The sequence below is a fragment of the Clostridium fermenticellae genome (assembly GCF_003600355.1).
Lineage (GTDB): Bacteria > Bacillota > Clostridia > Clostridiales > Clostridiaceae > Clostridium_AV > Clostridium_AV fermenticellae.
The window spans coordinates 657,921-675,756 of sequence record NZ_CP032416.1 but is presented as its reverse complement, the minus strand read 5'-3'; the positions used below and the strand labels follow the sequence as shown (position 1 = coordinate 675,756).

The 17,836-nt window shown below is 28.0% G+C and carries 23 protein-coding genes; 5 read left to right on the top strand and 18 right to left on the bottom strand.

Features of this window, described 5'->3' with window-relative positions:
• Positions 1–467: 467 nt before the first annotated feature.
• The 8 genes from D4Z93_RS03410 to D4Z93_RS03385 form a co-directional block, all read right to left on the bottom strand.
• Positions 468–1,274, bottom strand: a complete 807-nt coding sequence (locus D4Z93_RS03410) for a hypothetical protein (RefSeq protein ID WP_119970387.1) — start codon at positions 1,272–1,274, stop codon at positions 468–470.
• 265 nt (positions 1,275–1,539) lie between these two features.
• A complete protein-coding gene (locus tag D4Z93_RS13165) occupies positions 1,540–1,692 on the bottom strand; it encodes a hypothetical protein (RefSeq protein ID WP_162920243.1) in 153 nt (50 codons plus the stop codon).
• Positions 1,689–1,922, bottom strand: a complete 234-nt coding sequence (locus tag D4Z93_RS03405) for a hypothetical protein (RefSeq protein WP_119970386.1) — start codon at positions 1,920–1,922, stop codon at positions 1,689–1,691. Before D4Z93_RS03405 ends, D4Z93_RS13165 begins: the two co-directional genes overlap by 4 nt.
• Positions 1,915–2,085, bottom strand: coding sequence for a hypothetical protein (locus D4Z93_RS13160; RefSeq protein WP_162920242.1), 171 nt, complete (start codon positions 2,083–2,085; stop codon positions 1,915–1,917). The genes D4Z93_RS03405 and D4Z93_RS13160 overlap by 8 nt, the downstream gene beginning before the upstream one ends.
• Before the next feature lie 69 nt (positions 2,086–2,154).
• Complete coding sequence (dnaB, locus tag D4Z93_RS03400) at positions 2,155–3,507, bottom strand: replicative DNA helicase (protein ID WP_119970384.1); 1,353 nt, start codon at positions 3,505–3,507, stop codon at positions 2,155–2,157.
• Between the two features lie 32 nt (positions 3,508–3,539).
• Positions 3,540–4,337, bottom strand: a complete 798-nt coding sequence (locus D4Z93_RS03395) for a hypothetical protein (RefSeq protein ID WP_199798405.1) — start codon at positions 4,335–4,337, stop codon at positions 3,540–3,542.
• A 35-nt stretch (positions 4,338–4,372) separates the two neighbouring features.
• Positions 4,373–4,585 (bottom strand): helix-turn-helix domain-containing protein, encoded by a 213-nt coding sequence (locus tag D4Z93_RS03390; protein WP_119970382.1) that lies wholly within the window; start codon positions 4,583–4,585, stop codon positions 4,373–4,375.
• A gap of 117 nt (positions 4,586–4,702) precedes the next feature.
• Positions 4,703–4,891: a helix-turn-helix transcriptional regulator gene (locus D4Z93_RS03385; protein ID WP_119970381.1), complete on the bottom strand. Its 189-nt coding sequence runs from the start codon at positions 4,889–4,891 to the stop codon at positions 4,703–4,705.
• 171 nt (positions 4,892–5,062) lie between these two features.
• On the opposite strand from D4Z93_RS03385, the gene D4Z93_RS03380 reads away from it, so the two are divergent.
• The 5 genes from D4Z93_RS03380 (at position 5,063) to D4Z93_RS03360 (ending at position 8,782) form a co-directional block, all read left to right on the top strand.
• Positions 5,063–5,485: a helix-turn-helix domain-containing protein gene (locus tag D4Z93_RS03380; RefSeq protein WP_119970379.1), complete on the top strand. Its 423-nt coding sequence runs from the start codon at positions 5,063–5,065 to the stop codon at positions 5,483–5,485.
• Positions 5,486–5,539: 54 nt separating this feature from the next.
• Positions 5,540–5,902 carry a hypothetical protein gene (locus tag D4Z93_RS03375; RefSeq protein ID WP_119970377.1) on the top strand — a complete coding sequence of 121 codons (363 nt, stop codon included), beginning with the start codon at positions 5,540–5,542 and terminating at the stop codon, positions 5,900–5,902.
• Positions 5,903–5,989: 87 nt separating this feature from the next.
• Positions 5,990–6,565: a Uma2 family endonuclease gene (locus D4Z93_RS03370; RefSeq protein WP_119970376.1), complete on the top strand. Its 576-nt coding sequence runs from the start codon at positions 5,990–5,992 to the stop codon at positions 6,563–6,565.
• A 51-nt stretch (positions 6,566–6,616) separates the two neighbouring features.
• Positions 6,617–7,786: a tyrosine-type recombinase/integrase gene (locus D4Z93_RS03365; protein ID WP_119970374.1), complete on the top strand. Its 1,170-nt coding sequence runs from the start codon at positions 6,617–6,619 to the stop codon at positions 7,784–7,786.
• Positions 7,787–8,266: 480 nt separating this feature from the next.
• Positions 8,267–8,782: a Pycsar system effector family protein gene (locus tag D4Z93_RS03360; RefSeq protein WP_119970398.1), complete on the top strand. Its 516-nt coding sequence runs from the start codon at positions 8,267–8,269 to the stop codon at positions 8,780–8,782.
• A gap of 14 nt (positions 8,783–8,796) precedes the next feature.
• Here D4Z93_RS03360 and D4Z93_RS03355 read toward each other — a convergent pair whose 3' ends face one another.
• The 10 genes from D4Z93_RS03355 to D4Z93_RS13300 all read right to left on the bottom strand — a co-directional run bounded on the left by D4Z93_RS03355 (position 8,797) and on the right by D4Z93_RS13300 (position 17,631).
• Positions 8,797–10,251, bottom strand: a complete 1,455-nt coding sequence (locus D4Z93_RS03355) for an NUDIX domain-containing protein (RefSeq protein ID WP_119970396.1) — start codon at positions 10,249–10,251, stop codon at positions 8,797–8,799.
• Between the two features lie 10 nt (positions 10,252–10,261).
• Positions 10,262–10,714, bottom strand: coding sequence for an ImmA/IrrE family metallo-endopeptidase (locus tag D4Z93_RS03350; protein ID WP_162920245.1), 453 nt, complete (start codon positions 10,712–10,714; stop codon positions 10,262–10,264).
• A 625-nt stretch (positions 10,715–11,339) separates the two neighbouring features.
• Complete coding sequence (locus tag D4Z93_RS13440; protein WP_243105975.1) at positions 11,340–11,585, bottom strand: hypothetical protein; 246 nt, start codon at positions 11,583–11,585, stop codon at positions 11,340–11,342.
• Between the two features lie 35 nt (positions 11,586–11,620).
• Entirely contained in the window at positions 11,621–11,752 is a 132-nt protein-coding gene (locus tag D4Z93_RS13595; protein WP_279220950.1) for a hypothetical protein, read from the bottom strand.
• A gap of 795 nt (positions 11,753–12,547) precedes the next feature.
• Positions 12,548–12,685 (bottom strand): hypothetical protein, encoded by a 138-nt coding sequence (locus tag D4Z93_RS13155; RefSeq protein WP_162920244.1) that lies wholly within the window; start codon positions 12,683–12,685, stop codon positions 12,548–12,550.
• A 145-nt stretch (positions 12,686–12,830) separates the two neighbouring features.
• Positions 12,831–13,058 carry a hypothetical protein gene (locus tag D4Z93_RS03340; protein ID WP_119970392.1) on the bottom strand — a complete coding sequence of 76 codons (228 nt, stop codon included), beginning with the start codon at positions 13,056–13,058 and terminating at the stop codon, positions 12,831–12,833.
• 217 nt (positions 13,059–13,275) lie between these two features.
• Positions 13,276–13,533 (bottom strand): hypothetical protein, encoded by a 258-nt coding sequence (locus tag D4Z93_RS03335; protein ID WP_119970391.1) that lies wholly within the window; start codon positions 13,531–13,533, stop codon positions 13,276–13,278.
• Between the two features lie 993 nt (positions 13,534–14,526).
• Positions 14,527–15,621 carry a restriction endonuclease subunit S gene (locus D4Z93_RS03330; RefSeq protein WP_119970389.1) on the bottom strand — a complete coding sequence of 365 codons (1,095 nt, stop codon included), beginning with the start codon at positions 15,619–15,621 and terminating at the stop codon, positions 14,527–14,529.
• Positions 15,614–16,993 (bottom strand): HsdM family class I SAM-dependent methyltransferase, encoded by a 1,380-nt coding sequence (locus D4Z93_RS03325; protein WP_199798407.1) that lies wholly within the window; start codon positions 16,991–16,993, stop codon positions 15,614–15,616. The genes D4Z93_RS03330 and D4Z93_RS03325 overlap by 8 nt, the downstream gene beginning before the upstream one ends.
• Positions 16,994–17,001: 8 nt before the next feature.
• Positions 17,002–17,631, bottom strand: a complete 630-nt coding sequence (locus tag D4Z93_RS13300; protein WP_199798406.1) for a VRR-NUC domain-containing protein — start codon at positions 17,629–17,631, stop codon at positions 17,002–17,004.
• Positions 17,632–17,836: the final 205 nt, after the last annotated feature.

The following is a 17,836-nucleotide window of genomic DNA, read 5'->3' as shown; positions in this document are numbered from 1 at the left end:
TAGCTATAAATAGGGATAAGATTTTTTTGAAATAAGTTTGTAACTTCGTAGATTAGATACTATCCATTCCTATAAGGATAATCAAATGAGGTAACAAACACAAAAAAAGAATATCTTGATGAATATGGTGCGTAGAAAGGAGACATATACTATGAAGATTTTAGGAATGAATATCTTACTATTTTAACCTTAACTTATGGTAATTATATCATGAGTTGCTTAATTTTAAATGATTATTTTTTGTAATAAATATAAAACATTTTTACTCTTTAATAGCGCATTATTCAATTTTCAAATAACATTGTTTATATTTTTAATTTCAATAGTTACCTCGCATTATATTCATACAGCGTATATATCTAATTATTATAATATATCAAAATTCCTACTTTAAAATAAAAAGAAACACCATTAAGATGTTTCTAAAATATTTAATAGTTAATGTATATTTTACATAGCAACTACATTTATATTCCCCACTCCTCTTTTAGTTTGTTTACAAACTTCATCATATCAGCATCACCGTTATTCATATCCGGATGAAATTTTAATGCAAGTACCTTGTATATTTTCTTAAGCTTAACTTTTTCATCTTCTGTGTAGTTACTCTGTACAGTATCAAAGTAACTACTACTATTATTACTACTGTAGTTACTTTTGAAATTATCATAGTAACTACTATAAAATTCCTCATTTGCTTTATATGCATCCTGGAGCTCTTTCAAATATTCTTTATTCCTAAGAACACCAAATACATCATAGCAATAATCATAAGTATCTTGGCCATACTTCTTTTCAAATTTATTCTTTGACTCTCTATATTTATCCAATATCCTTTTATGTTTCTTTTTAGCCTTGTATTCATCTGTACCTTTATATTCTTTTTCTACTGCCGCTATAATAGGATCAAACTTTTTATATACCATATTATATAATTCATCTTCCGTAATACCTATATCCTTTAATTTATCATCTAAACCTACAATATGATCTCCGATATATGACCAACCATCAACTATATCATAATAACTTATAGTGCATATTACCCATTGCTTTTTCTTAACCTTGCCATCTTCTCTATAGCTTTCATGTATACTTATCTTAAAAGCTTCCCTATGAGTTCTTTGGAACCTTTCTTCACTGTATGTATAATAATATCTGATTCTTTGTGGTACTCCATCTATAGATAATTCAAAGGGATCTACTTTTAATTCTTTAGCTTCTCCTAATGAGTTACATTTTTTATTAAAAACTTTCTGTATAACACAATACAATGATTTTCACCACCTTAAATATAACAGTGGTTACTATATAAATTTACACAGTAACCACACATTTTTTTATTTATCTATGATTATATTTTTTCTTCCATTGCTGCAGCTCCTGAATATCAGGCTCCTTATGCTGTTCCTTGCAATAATCTATATAAGCCATAAATATTGCTAATGACATTTTAAGTACCTCCATTGACATAAGCTTTATATATCAAGTAAACTTATAATTGTTCAGGTCATAAGTTTGCTTAATACGTAAGCTTAATTATTTATTTAATAGGTCCATTCGTATTTTTTTATATGGACCTTCTTTTTTATATATTTTTGGTTCTCTTTTAAACGCGAACCCATATTCTATAAGTTTTATGAGCTTGTCTCTTTCCTCCTCCGTATCATATGAAGCTTTTAACTTAATCACTTATAAGACACCTTCCCTGCTGCACAAAATAAGCGAATATTGTGATGCTCTTTTACTAACTTATGAAGAGTTTTGCTTCTTTCTATAGGATTCATATTCTTATTTATAACTACAAAAGTAATACCATTAGTTTTAACTTTAAATCCTTTGACTTTATTGAAACTTACTTTTAATAAGTAAAATCTCTTACCTCTATATCTTATTTTTATCCAATTTAAAACTTTACTCATCCCGCCACCCCTTTGTTTTTGAATCTTCAATTAATCCATTACGTTTAATGTCAATATCTCCCGCAAGTATTTTTCCAATGTACTTTTTAAACTCAATATCACTGCATTTTAAATATTTAATTTTAACACTATCTATCAGTACAACTAATAGTCTGTCCTTCATTTAAGCCTCCTTATATATGTTTTTAATGATCTGGAGTAATGACCGAATCATAACTAATCAACACTATACTTAATTCATACTTGTTTGGACTCCCTTATTTTTAAATATATCAGGGCTATAGGTTCCATCTTCAACATATGGAGATTTATCTGTGATTAATTGATATTCTGGTTTCCACGCTAGTTTAACAAATCCAGTTCTACCATTTCGCTGCTTTTCAATTATAGCTTCTATAATACCTTTATCATTGGTATTTAGATTGTAATACTCGTCCCTATAAAGAGAAATGACTATGTCTGCATCTTGTTCTATTGAACCAGATTCTCTTAAATCTGAAAGCATAGGCCTATGGTCGTTTCTTGCCTCTGGTGCTCGACTTAATTGTGCTAATGATATTACCACGATATTTAATTCCTTAGCCATTAATTTTAGCTGCCTGGATATTTTACTTACCTCCTGAACTCTATTATTTGATTTTTCAGCTCCATCAATAAGAGTTAAGTAATCTATTATAACAACATCGAGTCCTTCTTGTAATTTTCTTTTTTTGCATTCAGCTTTTATACCATTTAGAGAATACACTTTGTCATATATCTTTAAACCAGAACTTACTATCAACCCACTTTTCTGGCTTATACTAGTCCATTCTTCATCTGTTAACTTACCAGATTTAATATTATTCATTTTAATTAAAGCTTTAGCGGCCAACGCTCTTTCCAACAGTTGTTCTTTTGACATTTCTAAAGAAAAAAAGCTTATATTATGTTGTTTGGATATATTTAAAGCCATGTTTATTGCAAAGGCTGTTTTACCCATTGACGGCCTAGCAGATATAACTATAAAATCACTTCTATTTAATCCATTAAGTGTTTTATCTAACTTCTTGTACCCTGTTCCTATGCCTTGTATGGCTCCACCATTTAAATATCTTTTTTCAAGACTGTCCAACACATTTGCCATAGGCTTATCTAATTCTCCATTATCTGCATTGATCTTGCTTTCAAACTCTAAACTTAGATCCTGCAATTCTCTTACTATGCTTTTTATATCTGCATCTGTTTTCTCTATTCTTGTTGTATCTTTTTTTAACACTGCAAATAATTTTCTGGCATTGGAATACTTTTTTATTATCTCAGCATATGATTTTATACTTTCAACCTGAAGTGTCTGACCTGCAAGTTGTGAAATATATGTTATTCCTCCAACTATGTTCAACTTTGAATTTAAAGCCTCTGCAATAGTAGTTACGTTAACATCTTTGTTACTCGTATATAACCTTGTGATAGCGGAATATATCAATTTATGACCATCTTTAAAAAAATCATCACCTTTTAATAAATCTACACAATCACATAAGTTATCTGGTTTAATAATTATAGATCCTAATAGATCTCTTTCAGCTTGTATATTATAAAGTTTCATATTTTTATCATCCTCCTACTTCATAAATCATGTTATTTAATTTCTTGAAATGCTCCTGCATTTGGCCTACACTCATTATTAACATTTGATTTATTTTTTTCTTTAAGTTGTTTATGTTTTAAATATTCATCATAGTTACATTTGTTAGTACCTTCATCCATAAATGTGCTTATTCCATTTTTTCTATTAAGAAAATCCTTTAAGCTCCATTTGTAATTAAAATAGAAATCACTTTTGAGTACTTGCGAATAAGTACCTATTGCTTGTCTTATTTCTTTATCTGAATATGTTTTTAAAGCTTTATCTATTGCATTTTCCATATCTTTAGTTATTTTTTTATGAGTTATTATTTTTTTACTATTCCAATATTCAAAAATTGTAGTATATATATTAGATTTATTTTTAGATATATTTCTAGAAGATGTATTGTCAACCGTATTGTTTACCATATTGCAATTATCTTCAATACTATTGTTTTCAACGCTTTTACCGTATTGTTTACTGTGCTGTTTACTATACTGTTCATTTTCTATAAGATATATAATACTTTGAGTGTATTTTGCTTTGCTTTTATGAATCCAAACAATAAAATTTTCTGCCTCCAATTCAAGTAATATCTTTTGTAACTTCCACCTGCTCACATTACATTCATTTTCAACTACTGAATAACTAAAATAACATTCATTCCTTTTTAAACCTTGATATTCTTCTTGATAATTAGTCCTAAATATAATCCATGATAAAACTATATACTTACTTTTATCTTCAAAAAATATTTTTCTTACTGCTCCATCAAATCGTTTAAAAAATATGTTTTTATTAGGATTCACGTCACCACCTACTTGTTAGCCTTAACTATATTTTGTTATTTTCCGCACATTTTGTCGGCCCATTCCTGAAGTTTTAATCTATTAACAAAATACTTAGAATTAATTTTAAATGCCGGAAAATCGTCTCTTTTTAGTAAATCACAATACATCCTATTTCTGCCTACTCCTAAAATTCTCATTGCCTCTGTAGGACTTACCAGTATAGTTTCTTTACTTTCATAACTTTTAGCTTTGATATTTTCTTCCATTTTTCTTAATCCTCCTCATTATTGATATTAAGTATTTTCTTTGAAGTATTGCACTTCAATTATGTTTGTACATGAGCTGTCATTTTGAAATTTTAAGATATGCTAAGTCTATTTATATTAGTCATTAAAAAATAATTTCTGCACTGTTGTATCAAGTGCTTTTGCTATCTTCTCCATTAAAGCCTTTGTTACATTTCCATAATTTCCTCTTTCAATCTCAACTAGCTTTTTGGGAGAAGTTTTAACTATTTTACAAAGTTCTAGTTGAGTTAATCCTTTTTTTATTCTTGCAATTTTAACTTCCATACTGTGTTCCTCCTATTTCATTTCATACCATATTGGTATGTTGTATTTATACTATATATCCATATAGGTATGTTGTCAATACCAATATGGATATGTTCATAAAAAAATTATATAAATATATTCCATTTTGGATATAATACATGTATAATATAAATATTATGAGGTGATAAAATGGAAATTGGTTCTAAAATAAAAAAGATAAGAGAATCTAAAGGATTAACACAAAAACAATTAGCCGAGAAAATTGGAGTTACTCCAGTAACTATAACTAGATATGAAAATGACAATAGAAAACCAGATTTTGATACATTAGAAAAAATAGCCGATTATTTTAATGTGTCTATAGATTATTTACTTGGAAGAACAGACAGCAAAGAAATTATTTCTAATCCTAAAAAAGATACTTCAGTTGAGAAAATATCAGAATCATTAAGTGATGATCCAGAACTAGCTAACTTCTGGAATACATTAAAAGAAAGAGAAGATTTAAAACTACTTTTCAAACAAACAAAAGACATGGTTCCTAATGATATAAAGAAAATAGTTAGAATTATAAAAGCTATTGAAGATGAAGAAGACAAAAACGATGGCTAATTATATTATTTTATATAAACTCTAACTGAATAAATCACCAAAGGGGATGACCGTATGGATATACTAGATAAACCTTTATTGAAGGCTCTTTTAAATGAGGATATTCCTTTCTATGAAGTTATGAACGCATATAATGTAAAAACTACTATAGCATGCAATTTACCATCTAGTGCATTAGGTTTTGTATATCTGAGTAGAAGAGGGAATTATCATCTTATTTTAAACGGTGAAGTAAATTATAAAACTCAATGTAAAACTTTTGTACATGAAATTAAACATATAGCTAACGATATGCCACAACTTGGATATATTATAGGCCTGGATATGCAACATACATATATGGAACAATCTGCCGACATTGCAGCAGAACAAATATTTAATACCCCTGCTTCAAATTTGCAGCACCCTTTTAAATAGAAATTAGTTCGGTAACAAAACAAATTACTTTTACCGAATTTGCAAAACACAAAATTTAATCATATGAAAGAAAGGAGATAAAAATATATGGATAATACAGCTAAAAATAATTCATATACTTATGTTGATTATATGAAATACCCTGAAAATAAGAGAATTGAGCTTATAGAAGGTACAATATATGATATGTCACCCGCTCCATCAAGAATACATCAAGGCATCATCATGGAGCTTTCTACTATCATAAATAACTATATTAAGTCTAACAATGGTAACTGCAAAGTATATTCCGCTCCTTTTGATGTATTTCTATCTAATGATGATAACATTAATAATTGCAGAAACATTATTCAGCCTGATATATCTGTAATATGTGATAAGAATAAATTAGACGACAAGGGATGCATGGGTGCTCCTGATTTAATCATTGAAATAGTATCACCCTTTAATCCATCAAATGATTATATAAGAAAGTTGGCTTTATATGATTTATATAAAGTACGTGAATACTGGATAGTAAATCCTATGAAGAAAAGTATATTAGTATATAGACTTGATGATACAATGCATTATGGAGCTCCTGAAATTTATTCATTTACGGACAAAATAAAAGTTGGAATATATAATGACCTGGATATTGATTTTAATACTTTAGATGTGTAGTTACTTTATAATGTTATATAGTAACTACAGTATTAAGAGAGGAGTAAAAGCATGGCCAAAACAATCTATAAGAAAAAAGTTAAAAACGGTAAAGAATATTACTTCTATAGATTAAGACATAAAAACCTTTTGAAACCTAAAGATATATATGGCAGCAGTGTCAAAGAACTTGAATCCAAAATAAAAACTATTACTAAAGAGCTTGACTATGGTGTAAATAATAAAGAATTATTTGGAAATTTTTTATGTGACTGGCTCTTTGATGTTCATTGTGTGGATATTAAGCCATCTACTAAAGAAAGATATGAAGGAATTTACAGAAACTATATTAAAAATAGTGAAATATCAAAGATCAAATTAAAAGACATTAACTCTAAGGATATACAAAACTATTATAATAAATTAATTAAAAAAGGTAAGTCCGTAAATTGTATAAAAAACCTACACAAATTAATAGCTCCTGCTATTAGATATGCTTATGATAACAACATGATTATAAAAGATTTTTCCCACGCAATAGTAATTCCTAAAGATAGTGAAGAAAAAAAATTAAATAAAGTTAATGATGTAAAGCCATTCAGTTTGGAAGAACAAGAAAGATTTGTAGAAGCTATTAAAGGACATGACCTGGAAGTATTATTTTTAACTGCTCTTAATTCAGGACTAAGACAGGGTGAACTATTGGCTTTAACATGGGATGATATTGACTTTGATAATGATACTATACGTGTAAATAAAACAGTAAAATATACATGTGATGTTAGTAAGGAAGGTCGTAAAAACTGCCATATAGTACTACAAACACCTAAAAGTGAAAACAGCAACAGAATAGTATCTATACCCTCATTTTTAACTAAAAGGCTACAGCAATATGAACTTCACCAAAAAGAATTAAAGTTAAAAATGGCTAATTTATATGAAAATAACAGTTTAGTTTTCTGTAATATGTACGGTAAATATTTAGACAGTAGTAATATACGTAAAAGATTTAAGAGAATACTTAGTAATATTGGATTGCAAGATAGGAAATTTCATGATCTAAGACATACTTTTGCTACTAGATTATTTGAATTAGGTGAAGAACCTAAAACAGTACAGGAGTTACTTGGTCATAGCAATGTAGCTACTACTCTTGATATATATACTCATGTATTGGAAGGCATGAAGAAAAAGGCAGCATCCAAATTAAATGATTTATATAAATTTATGGGGGCAAAATAACACCTTTTTATTTTTTTAAATTCTATAAGGGGCAAAAAAGAGGGCAAAATTTAATTTTATAGAAAATAAAAAAGCACTAAACATAGTGTTTTCAGTGCTTCATGGTACACCCAGTGGGAGTCGAACCCACGACCTCTGGATTTTCGAGGAGCACATTTTGATAATTTTAAATACCTCTTAATCCCTTATATATAGTCATTTTAGTTTTTAACATATGCCTGTCCATGCTTATTTATTCCAAACTATAGGGGGCAAAAAAGAGGGCAAATTTTATACACTCAAATTCAGTAATATCAACACTTTTTATACACCTATCAATTTCATTTCTGGTTAAAATATTTACCCATTACATCTGCTATTTTAAATTTACATATTCTTATACTTATTTTTGCCTTTATTATGCCATTTTAAGTTTAAAACATATTGATTTAATTAATTTTTTTATGCTACTATAATAATATCAAAGAAGGTGAAAACTTTATGAACAATGAATTAGAAACTTTATATTCTGATGTAAAAGAGTGGTTGAAATTTGCTGAGACAAAGAATGCAGCTTTAATAACTTTTGATACTGCAGTTCTTTTCTTTTTATTAAATTTATATGTAAAAACGTCTTATACTAACTTTGCTAACATTGAGATCTTATATTGTATTGGACTTGTAATTTCTATATTAATCTGTTTATCATCTTACGTTGCTAAACTTACAAATGGAGATTTCCTTCAACATTTCTTCTTAAACTTTATAGGTACTAAAAATGCAACTGACAATTATTTATACTATAAAGATATTTGTAAATATACTCATACTGAATTAGAAACTGCTTATCAAAAACTTTTCAATAAATCAAAATGTACTAATTATGAATTGTGTTTAATTAATCAAATACAAGCAATTTCAAGCTTAGCCTATAAAAAGTATTTCTTATTTAACTTATCTTTGTTTTTAATAATAATCGAAATAGTTTTTTCAATTATTATTTTAATAGTAGCTTAAGACAATTACAAATATCAAATTTGTAATTGTCTTATTTTTACAGCTTTTTTTATATTGTATACTAATTTATCTACAGTATCCTTATCATTAAAAAATTCATCAATATCTTTAATTTTTACCCATGCAACTTCTGAATATTTAACTGTATTGAGCTTCTCTTGTTTTTTTTCTACATCTGCCGCAAATATTATACCTGGTATTATTATTCCATCTTTATTCAAATAATAAGTAGCTATAGGTGTTATATCTTCTTCAAATTTTAAATCCAAGTCAAAATTTTCTTTATACTCTTTCTTGAGACATTCTGTCCACTTTTCATTATTATTGATTTTTCCGTATCCTAAATCCCAAGCCCCTTTAAACCTTTTTCTATTATTAGATCTCTTAGCAACAAATACTTCTTCGTTATTATAAAAACACATTGCTACACAATGGACCTCTGAATTTACATAGTTTTTTCTTGTACTATCTATCATTTCTCTTTTTATTTCACCATTTTCTAGTTTTTCCAAATAATCCAATATATCATCAATATCATTTTCTCTATTTATATCATCATAAACTTTGGGCAAAATATCTAATGTATAAATACTTTTTTCAAATTCACTATTACATGTAAGTATATTCCTAGCAATTTTTGATATAAAATAGTCATCATAATCAAACATATCGTTAGGTCTATCCCAATTATGATCAAACCATACTATTGGATAATGCCTATTACCCCATACACCCTTTAACTGTTCATATGATACAATTTTAAGGCAAGATTTTATTATCATTTTTTCCTCACTGGTAAGTATTTCATCATTACCTATCATTAACTTATATAATAAGCAAGCTAATTTAGCACTAACTACCAGTTTTCCTTTTTCAGCATATTTAGATATTCTAAACCCAGCATCTATATCTGGTCCTAAAAAATCTATTTTCAAAGTTTTGGCCCCATATTTTTCCTCATTATTTACTTTTTCATAACTAGCATAAATTTGATTTTTACTATCATTTGTTTTTTCAGAACACTTACCTATCCATACAGTTGTTTTAATATGTATATTGGGTTTAACAATCTTGTCTTCATCTGAATCACAAAGTTTTTTATATATTAGTTCTTGAGCATAATATGCACATCTTACATTCCAAAGCAATTCCTTCCTACTACTTAACTTTTTATAAAATAATATTTCATCTCCAACATACTTCCATGTTTCAATCTTAGAAAATTCTTTATTATTAATAACTGCAGTCATAACCTTTTCTGAAATATCATAGAATGCAGAAATTACACCTCTCCATTTATCCTGGAATTTTTCTTTAAATGATGTCGAATTTACAATATCAAAAGAAAAGAACATGTAAATACCATCATGTTCTTTTTCTATATTTTTCGACTGATCTTCTACTGAAGAAAAAATAGCTCTTAGCTTATCTAATTTCTCTAAAATATTACTTTTTGAGTTATCATCCATTAACTATTCACTAAATCAATTTCAAATTATTAGCCCTAATAGTGGCTGCTTGCCTGGAAACTCCAAAAATTTTAGCTATTTTTTCAATATTATAATCATTTTCCTTTGCAATACACTTAAATTGATTCTTCGGCATCAAAAACGCAGCGGCAAACTCATCTGCTTCTTTTTCTTCCATACTATGCCCATATCTATAACGTTCAGAACCAACAGCATCCAAATTATTACACCAATAATCTTTTTTCAAAAAATTCATGTGCAAAAATAAATGTCCTAGTTCATGTGCCATTGAAAATCTCTTTCTATTCATATGCTTAAAATCCGCTATTGTTACAATAAACTGCTCTTCGTCATCATAATTAGCTTTAACTATCTTAGCATCGAAATCATCAATAAAGCTTTGTATAGAATTATCATGAACTATCTTTCCACCTAACTGTTTGATTAATTCTTCAAATATCAAAGTTAGGTTTAAGATTTAAAGCATCATATAACTGGTTGAGCTAAATCATTAATATACTCCTTTGATACTGTACTCATCTTAATCACCCTATCAATATATATATTATTTATTTTTATTATATGAATAATGTTGCTTTTATTTCATTATATATTTTTTCAATTTATTTTCAATTTATTTTCAATTTATTTTCAATTTACTTTCAATTTATTTTCAATTTACTTCAATTTACTTTCAATTTACCTTCAATTTACTTTCAATTTACCTTCAATTTACCTTCAATTTACTTTCAATTTACCTCATTTACCTTCAATTTACTTTCAATCATTCTATATGGAGAAAAATAATATTTCTAAAAACAAGTACTTCAATTTTTTAATCAAAATTTGCTAATCCATATTTTATGATTTAAGTACATAATCCTTTTTTAATTAATTTATTGTCAATCTTGATATTAAATTAATTAAAATAGGAATTCGCATTTCACGAACTCCTATTCTTCAAACAGCCTTAGATATGGTAATTTTAGCCATATCCAACTCCCATATGTAATTTATAACCTCTTTTCTTCTCCTATATGCGTACTCCTAACTCCCCATACATTTCATTAGCTATCCAGGTGACACTCTTATTTAACTGTATCTGTAAATAATAAAATCCATAAATTCTTTGGGCAGCGGAGGAGTGAGAGAACTTTTTTTAATTTAGCGGTTCCCCTGTTTAATTCTCTTATCCTTGATCTATTTTCAAATACCTTTCTTTTCACATAATCCAATTCATGCTCTAAATTTTCTATTTCTTTTATAATGCCTTTTTCCGCTGCACTCTCATTATTATAAGTAACTTGTACCTTTTCTGTAAGGAGCGGACTCATATGTCTTTCTGGATCAACACTTACATTACATTGTTTTATATCAAATTCATATTATCTGCCTGTACTTTAAGTTCCTCACATTCCTGCTCTAAATAGGCTGTCTCCTTCAATTTTATAAAGTGGTCATATAATTGGCCTTCTATATTTTTAAATGTTTCCGTGTCCATCTCAGCGCCTCCTAATGAATCAATGAAAATATTTAGATAAAATAATAACTCCTTTTTAGAGAGTTTAAATGTATAGATAGTGTTTTTATAAATCTAAAATATGATTGCACACAAATAACGTTGCATTAAAACAACAGTACTCCAATCACCTTAAGTCCTTATAATTCAACAGCTTCAAGGTGTTTTATGAATAGTAACGTTCCGTAAAAGGGTGCAACACTCCAAACGTTACTATACCCATAAACTTAGTTATATCAATGGTTAAAGCCTATCTTAGTATTTGTTTTGTTTTGATTATATATAGAAAAGTAAAGTTTTGTTAGGTTTTATTAGTAACGTTCCATAACATAAAGTCCCCTAAAGCTCTTTAATACCAACACTTTAGCCATGCACCCTATTGTAAAGTTATTATTGCACTTTTTTCGGAGTATTGTGTGCAACGTAACTTTTAATAATGGTATGTTCCATATTCATTTTTTAATCATCCTATACATTTCCGGATCTTCTTCGAGTTTTACAATAATGTCATTTAGCTTGTACTGGATCATTCTTTGGAGTACTTCGTTTCCTTCGCTACTTTCATTATTGGATATTTAATACATACCTCATATAAAATATAGCTCTCTCAATAGGATTTAGGTATTATTTATATGTTTTATAAAGCCCATTGTTTTAAATATAAATTGCTCCTCCTCTGCTTTCCCAATAGTGGTACCTATCATTATTTTTCATTCTTTCGGTTAATTCATATATAGCTGAAGGTTTAAAATATCTTTTCTCATATCCTCTGGTATTCTATTCAGCGTCATATAAATCATCTTTTTCTATAGCATCAATAATTCTATGTCTTCTCTTTGTGGCTCCTCCTGAAGACATATTAAATATCATGCCTAATTGCCAATCTCTTTTGCCATACTTATACTTTTGTTTCAAAAATTCAAAGTCTTGTTTGTCTAAATTGCTTACTGCATCATCAATACCTATATTATTAATTCAAGATTTCTTAAGGTTTCTTCTATATCTGCAATTTCTTCTTTTTTATATGCTTTTTCATTTAATAATCTATCTGTTATTTTAATTAAAGCTCTTTCTGCATAACTTTCACCGCTATGGCTTGTTTGTACCCTTTCATCATATTAATTGAGAGCGGATCTTCTGGAAGGTCTACATCTATACTTTGAAGTTTACTATCTATTTCAGTTATTTGCCTTTTTAAAATTTCTAGTTTCTTATTTAAAACATTAATTTTCTTATCTTTATTGAAATAATTTATAAGGTCTTTTTCAATTGATTGTAATGTATTCATGTTATCCCTCCAGATATTCAAATCTCACTTCCAATACTACTTTAATTTAGTATTAATTATCTAAAAAACTGTGATAATGGATTACCATTTTCATAAATCAATCATTATAATTAAAATCTTTATTAATATCATGTACCCTATTAAACCCTAGTCCTGTACGTATTTTTGTATTATCATTTGCATCAATTTAAGGCTTTTAAGTATACCGTCTAAATCGTCAACCTCTGTTATTCTTGAATCTGATATAATTGCAGTATATCATCATATTTTGATCCTTTGTAGACTTTAGATTTGCTTCTACAACATTGACTAAGTCGTTATTATCTATATTCTTTTCAAGAAAGCTTCCTATTGCTTTAGTATCACCTGATTTTAATAGTGAATTAGCCATTAATAAATTTGAACTATTTTCAATTGCCTTATACAGATATTGAAAAGCCTGCATATGTTTATTATATTGTTCTTGAGATGTCATAAAACTTTGTGTACTAGGAAAAGCTTTATTTAAATCTAAGGTTTATTCTTTTCCTCCTGTGCTGCAATAAGTTCATTTTTCTTATTTTCTGCTATGCCCATCAATTCGTTATCCATATTACTTTTTAGGTCATTTATTTTCCTTAAATATTTATTATGCAGCTCCAAACCTTTACTTTTTTTAATATCATCTTTATACTGTGAACATTGTAATTTTTCACTTTTATAATTATTTAATAGTTCTTGATACTTTCCCTCATAACTATCTAATACCTTTCCTGCTATGTCTCTTAATTCTAATCTTTTCTTTTCATTTCTTATCTATCTCCTTTTCTAATATTTATTTAAATAAAACAAAAAGCCACAGGAAAATAATCAGTTCAATTTGAACTTAATTAAATTTCCTGCGGCCATTATTTCTAATGCCTTACACTTATAAAAAAGTGCAGTACTTTCACTATTTATTATATCATAATATATTGTGTTAATCCAGTTATACCAATACTTTAAGTGTAGTTATTATGTAATTATTTATAGTAACTAATTATGTTTTTATATATCAATAGAGTTCTTAATATATTTGAAATATGACACAAAAACACCTCATAGTTCAACTTTGAATAATGCAATGTTTTTGCAAATTGTTCATTTTTTCAGCTAATACACCAAATAAGACTATTATGCAAATCTTAATAAATCTTATAGTTAAATCCAAGGAAAGGATGTTAACAGATCTATTGCTCCTTTTATTAAATCAAAAATAACTTTTTTTATATCAATTTCATCTTTACCAATCTCTATACCTTTTAAATTATTCTTTTTTTAATTATGCATTCTGTTTCCTAACTATGAAACCAAATTAACAATAAAACCAATGTTTTCAAATGGTTAAAGATTATAAAAGCAAAATTTGCGATCAAATAAAGGAAACATGATCGTATTAAAAAGATAATAACATCAAAAAATACCTTTCATTTTGTATAATCGTATAAGTTTAACAACATTTTTTAGTTGCTGTAACTATTTTGTTCTTCCATTCTACAACATCTTTAATTGTAAGTTTTTCTAAAATGTTAATGTATTCTTCCATGTAATCAAAATTTATATTTCCGTTGCTATTGACAGGAAGACTAATTGATAAACCTTTTATTTTATTCCATGTTGCCATATTACTATATGAAAACATTTGCTTAAAATATGACATTTGAGAAACTAAATATAATCCAACTTTTTCATTTTTAATTATATCTCCAGACAATGAAAATACATGATTATGTGTAGCCATTTTATACTTAAATGGTCTATAATATGCATTACCGAAAAAATCAATGGTAATTGTATTATCGGAAAAAATTTTGGCTTTACGAGTTGTTTTGCCTTTAATACCATAATTTTGTATACCAGAATTTATAAAATACTCCCCTTTTCCATCTATATCTTTCTGTTGTAAATCAACATTCCCAGTTTCTGCTTTAAATAATTTTTCCAGTTTATACTCCTTCGTTACAATTTTCTTAGTGAGCAATTCCAATTCCTTATTAGATAATTTATAATTGTCCAATTTGCTTGCTGTTAGATAGACTGAAAATTCGCGTATATATTTTTCTTCAAGTTTGCGTATACAGTTTTCCATGTAAATATAATCAATTTCATTATTATTATTTACTGGCAATTTAATATAAGTGTTTTTAAGAGCACTTTTTGTGGCTTTTTCATTGTAAGCAAATTTCTTTGTGATTACTTTCTTGATACACGTGATAATATACAAAGCAATTTTTTCATTTAAATTGTCAGATTGTAAAACACTTGTTGCTCCATGACCATCTTTTAAATAAAATGGAGTTTCTAAATACACTATGTTTTGGTTATTTGAATGTATCAATATTGTTGGTTTACCTAGTTTATTGTTTAATACACTTTCTGTTAAGCTAAGATATGAAATAATACCATTGTCTATCGTTGATTGCCCATAAAATGGATATTTAATATCACTTTTGATTGTTAGCTCATTTATTTTAAGAGGGTCAATTTCTTTTTGTGATTGCCATTGCAAAACTTCTTCAATTTTAAATTTCTTGAATTTAATCATTCATATTACCTCTAATTATCATAGAAACTTTCCAACTAAGATATTCTTTGACAGTATTCCTCAAATCATCTTCAGTAGGTATGGTTTCAATTATTTGATGTTGTTTAAAAGTCCAATCATCTCCATTTAATGTAATAGTATCTTCTATATATTCATCCTCAGTAAAGTAATGAAGATAAGATTTTCCATAAAGTACAATATTAACAAGTTCTTCGTATCTTTCAATTGCATTATCTGTGTTTTTTAAATTGGTTTCTTGACTTGACTTTTTTCTGTTTTGTCTGGTGTATCCATCATTAGAAAAATCAATAAATTTTACCATTTGATGAATATCATGCGGAGTTCCAATATTAAAAACGTATATGGCAACCTGAACACCTGCTTTTCCTCTAAAAATATCTGCCAGGTGGATACTTGCAAGAAGGGTATTATGTTTAAGTATTCTCTTAGTATATGGTAAACCACTTCCGCTACCTGCATTTTCTTGTATTAAGATAACAGCTTTGCCATTTGACATGCGATTTAATGCTTTTTCTACAAAAATAAAGCCTTTACCTTGTGCAGAATAAGGTGGATTTAGTAAAAATACATTAGCTGGATATACTTGACCATTCAATACACCTTGTTCATAATTACCGCTATATTCGGTCAAGCTATCCTTGTGGATGATGTTAGAAGAACCATCTCCCATAAGGATCATATTTAAGACTGCTAACAAATAAATATCAGACCGCTTTTCAATACCTAAAAGCTGTTGATACTTAATATTCGCTATTTTTTTACTTAGTTCTTTTGGGCTTTTTATACGTTCCTCTGCATCCTTAATCATTAGCTTCATAGAAGATATTAAGAAGCCAGCAGAACCAACTGCATAATCCCATACATAACTATCCTTGTTGACTTGCGCAATCTTTGCCATAAGATCAGTAATATAACGTGGAGTTAATACCACATCATTTTTATCACTATCTGGAATATCAACCCATGCATTTAATACATTGAACAATCTGCCAGTAAAATCCAAATGCTTTGCTGATGTAAAAATAGGCATAATATCATTTTTAACGCTTGTATAGACAGTTTTTAATTTGCTTTCTCCATTAACGGTTTGCCATAAATCAGAGTATATAAATACACGTGAAAGGTCGTTAATAATCATATCTTTCTTTTCTTGCGGAAGGTTACGTTCTGCTAAGAAAGAATCTATTTTGTTGATTATTACATGACCATCATTAGTTCTTGCGCCGGTTTCACCTTTAAGGTCTGCAATTTCTAGCGGTGCAACTTTTCCTTCTACACCAAGAGCAGCCATAATCATACCAGTTACAAGCTCTACCCTTGAACCAACAGAAATTTTTAGATCGTCCTGCATAACTTGATTTAATTTTTCAGTTTGATCTCAATTTCATTTTCAAATTCTTTTGCCTTTGCTTCGACTTCTTCTTCAGTAAGGCTTGACTTATCTACTTCTTCTATGAAACTATCAATGTTTTTAGGAAGAAGGAAAGATAAATCCGTATAAGCACCTATTTTCTTGGGGATACAGTAATTGTCTAATGATACATAATAAACATCCAGCTCAATAATTCTTCCGGTTGGTTCATCATAGCCATTCAAACCTATTGCAATTACTTCCTTATAACTGGTTGTATTCTCTATTATTGCATTTGCATAATGAATAGCACCATTGACAGCATACTTATTTATATTGGTAAAATTCGGTGTTCCGTCTTTCTTCTTATTGTATATTTCTCCGATATCATTTGTTTTAATAAATGATCCCTTAGTGCCTTTTACTTCGATCATTACCGGAATCTTACGCATGGTCTTTGTTTCGATAAATAATTTAATATCTGGATAATTTGTACCTTTACCGCCACTTTTAGAAGGTGCATTTTTTAGGGCATTTTCTATTTCAGGGTTGATATTTTCTGTTTTGGTGTAGTACTTTGTTTCGCTCAGTTGCTTCTTGCCCCAATCTTCAATTTGTTCTTCTATGCTTTTTGCCATTAGTTATATCTCCTTTGATGGTATTTTGTATATTTTACTTTTTCCAATAATCCTTTTGGGGTAATGATACTATATTTTCTGTTTCTATAACTAATTCTTCTTTGCATTTAAAATGCTTTTAAATTTTTCGGAATTAAAGAAGTCAGTACCATATAATAATTTGTTTATGCTTACATCTAATCCTTCTGCAAGTCTTTTAAGTATA

Excerpts from the sequence above, each read along its gene's own strand:
- D4Z93_RS03405 (WP_119970386.1), bottom strand. The coding sequence starts at position 1,922 with ATGAGTAAAGTTTTAAATTGGATAAAAATAAGATATAGAGGTAAGAGA.
- D4Z93_RS13160 (WP_162920242.1), bottom strand. The coding sequence starts at position 2,085 with ATGAAGGACAGACTATTAGTTGTACTGATAGATAGTGTTAAAATTAAA.
- dnaB (WP_119970384.1), bottom strand. The coding sequence starts at position 3,507 with ATGAAACTTTATAATATACAAGCTGAAAGAGATCTATTAGGATCTATA.
- D4Z93_RS03390 (WP_119970382.1), bottom strand. The coding sequence starts at position 4,585 with ATGGAAGAAAATATCAAAGCTAAAAGTTATGAAAGTAAAGAAACTATA.
- D4Z93_RS03385 (WP_119970381.1), bottom strand. The coding sequence starts at position 4,891 with ATGGAAGTTAAAATTGCAAGAATAAAAAAAGGATTAACTCAACTAGAA.
- D4Z93_RS03380 (WP_119970379.1), top strand. The coding sequence starts at position 5,063 with ATGGAAATTGGTTCTAAAATAAAAAAGATAAGAGAATCTAAAGGATTA.
- D4Z93_RS03375 (WP_119970377.1), top strand. The coding sequence starts at position 5,540 with ATGGATATACTAGATAAACCTTTATTGAAGGCTCTTTTAAATGAGGAT.
- D4Z93_RS03370 (WP_119970376.1), top strand. The coding sequence starts at position 5,990 with ATGGATAATACAGCTAAAAATAATTCATATACTTATGTTGATTATATG.
- D4Z93_RS03365 (WP_119970374.1), top strand. The coding sequence starts at position 6,617 with ATGGCCAAAACAATCTATAAGAAAAAAGTTAAAAACGGTAAAGAATAT.
- D4Z93_RS03360 (WP_119970398.1), top strand. The coding sequence starts at position 8,267 with ATGAACAATGAATTAGAAACTTTATATTCTGATGTAAAAGAGTGGTTG.
- D4Z93_RS03355 (WP_119970396.1), bottom strand. The coding sequence starts at position 10,251 with ATGGATGATAACTCAAAAAGTAATATTTTAGAGAAATTAGATAAGCTA.
- D4Z93_RS13440 (WP_243105975.1), bottom strand. The coding sequence starts at position 11,585 with ATGAGTCCGCTCCTTACAGAAAAGGTACAAGTTACTTATAATAATGAG.
- D4Z93_RS13595 (WP_279220950.1), bottom strand. The coding sequence starts at position 11,752 with ATGGACACGGAAACATTTAAAAATATAGAAGGCCAATTATATGACCAC.
- D4Z93_RS03340 (WP_119970392.1), bottom strand. The coding sequence starts at position 13,058 with ATGAATACATTACAATCAATTGAAAAAGACCTTATAAATTATTTCAAT.
- D4Z93_RS03335 (WP_119970391.1), bottom strand. The coding sequence starts at position 13,533 with ATGACATCTCAAGAACAATATAATAAACATATGCAGGCTTTTCAATAT.
- D4Z93_RS03330 (WP_119970389.1), bottom strand. The coding sequence starts at position 15,621 with ATGATTAAATTCAAGAAATTTAAAATTGAAGAAGTTTTGCAATGGCAA.
- D4Z93_RS03325 (WP_199798407.1), bottom strand. The coding sequence starts at position 16,993 with ATGCAGGACGATCTAAAAATTTCTGTTGGTTCAAGGGTAGAGCTTGTA.
- D4Z93_RS13300 (WP_199798406.1), bottom strand. The coding sequence starts at position 17,631 with ATGGCAAAAAGCATAGAAGAACAAATTGAAGATTGGGGCAAGAAGCAA.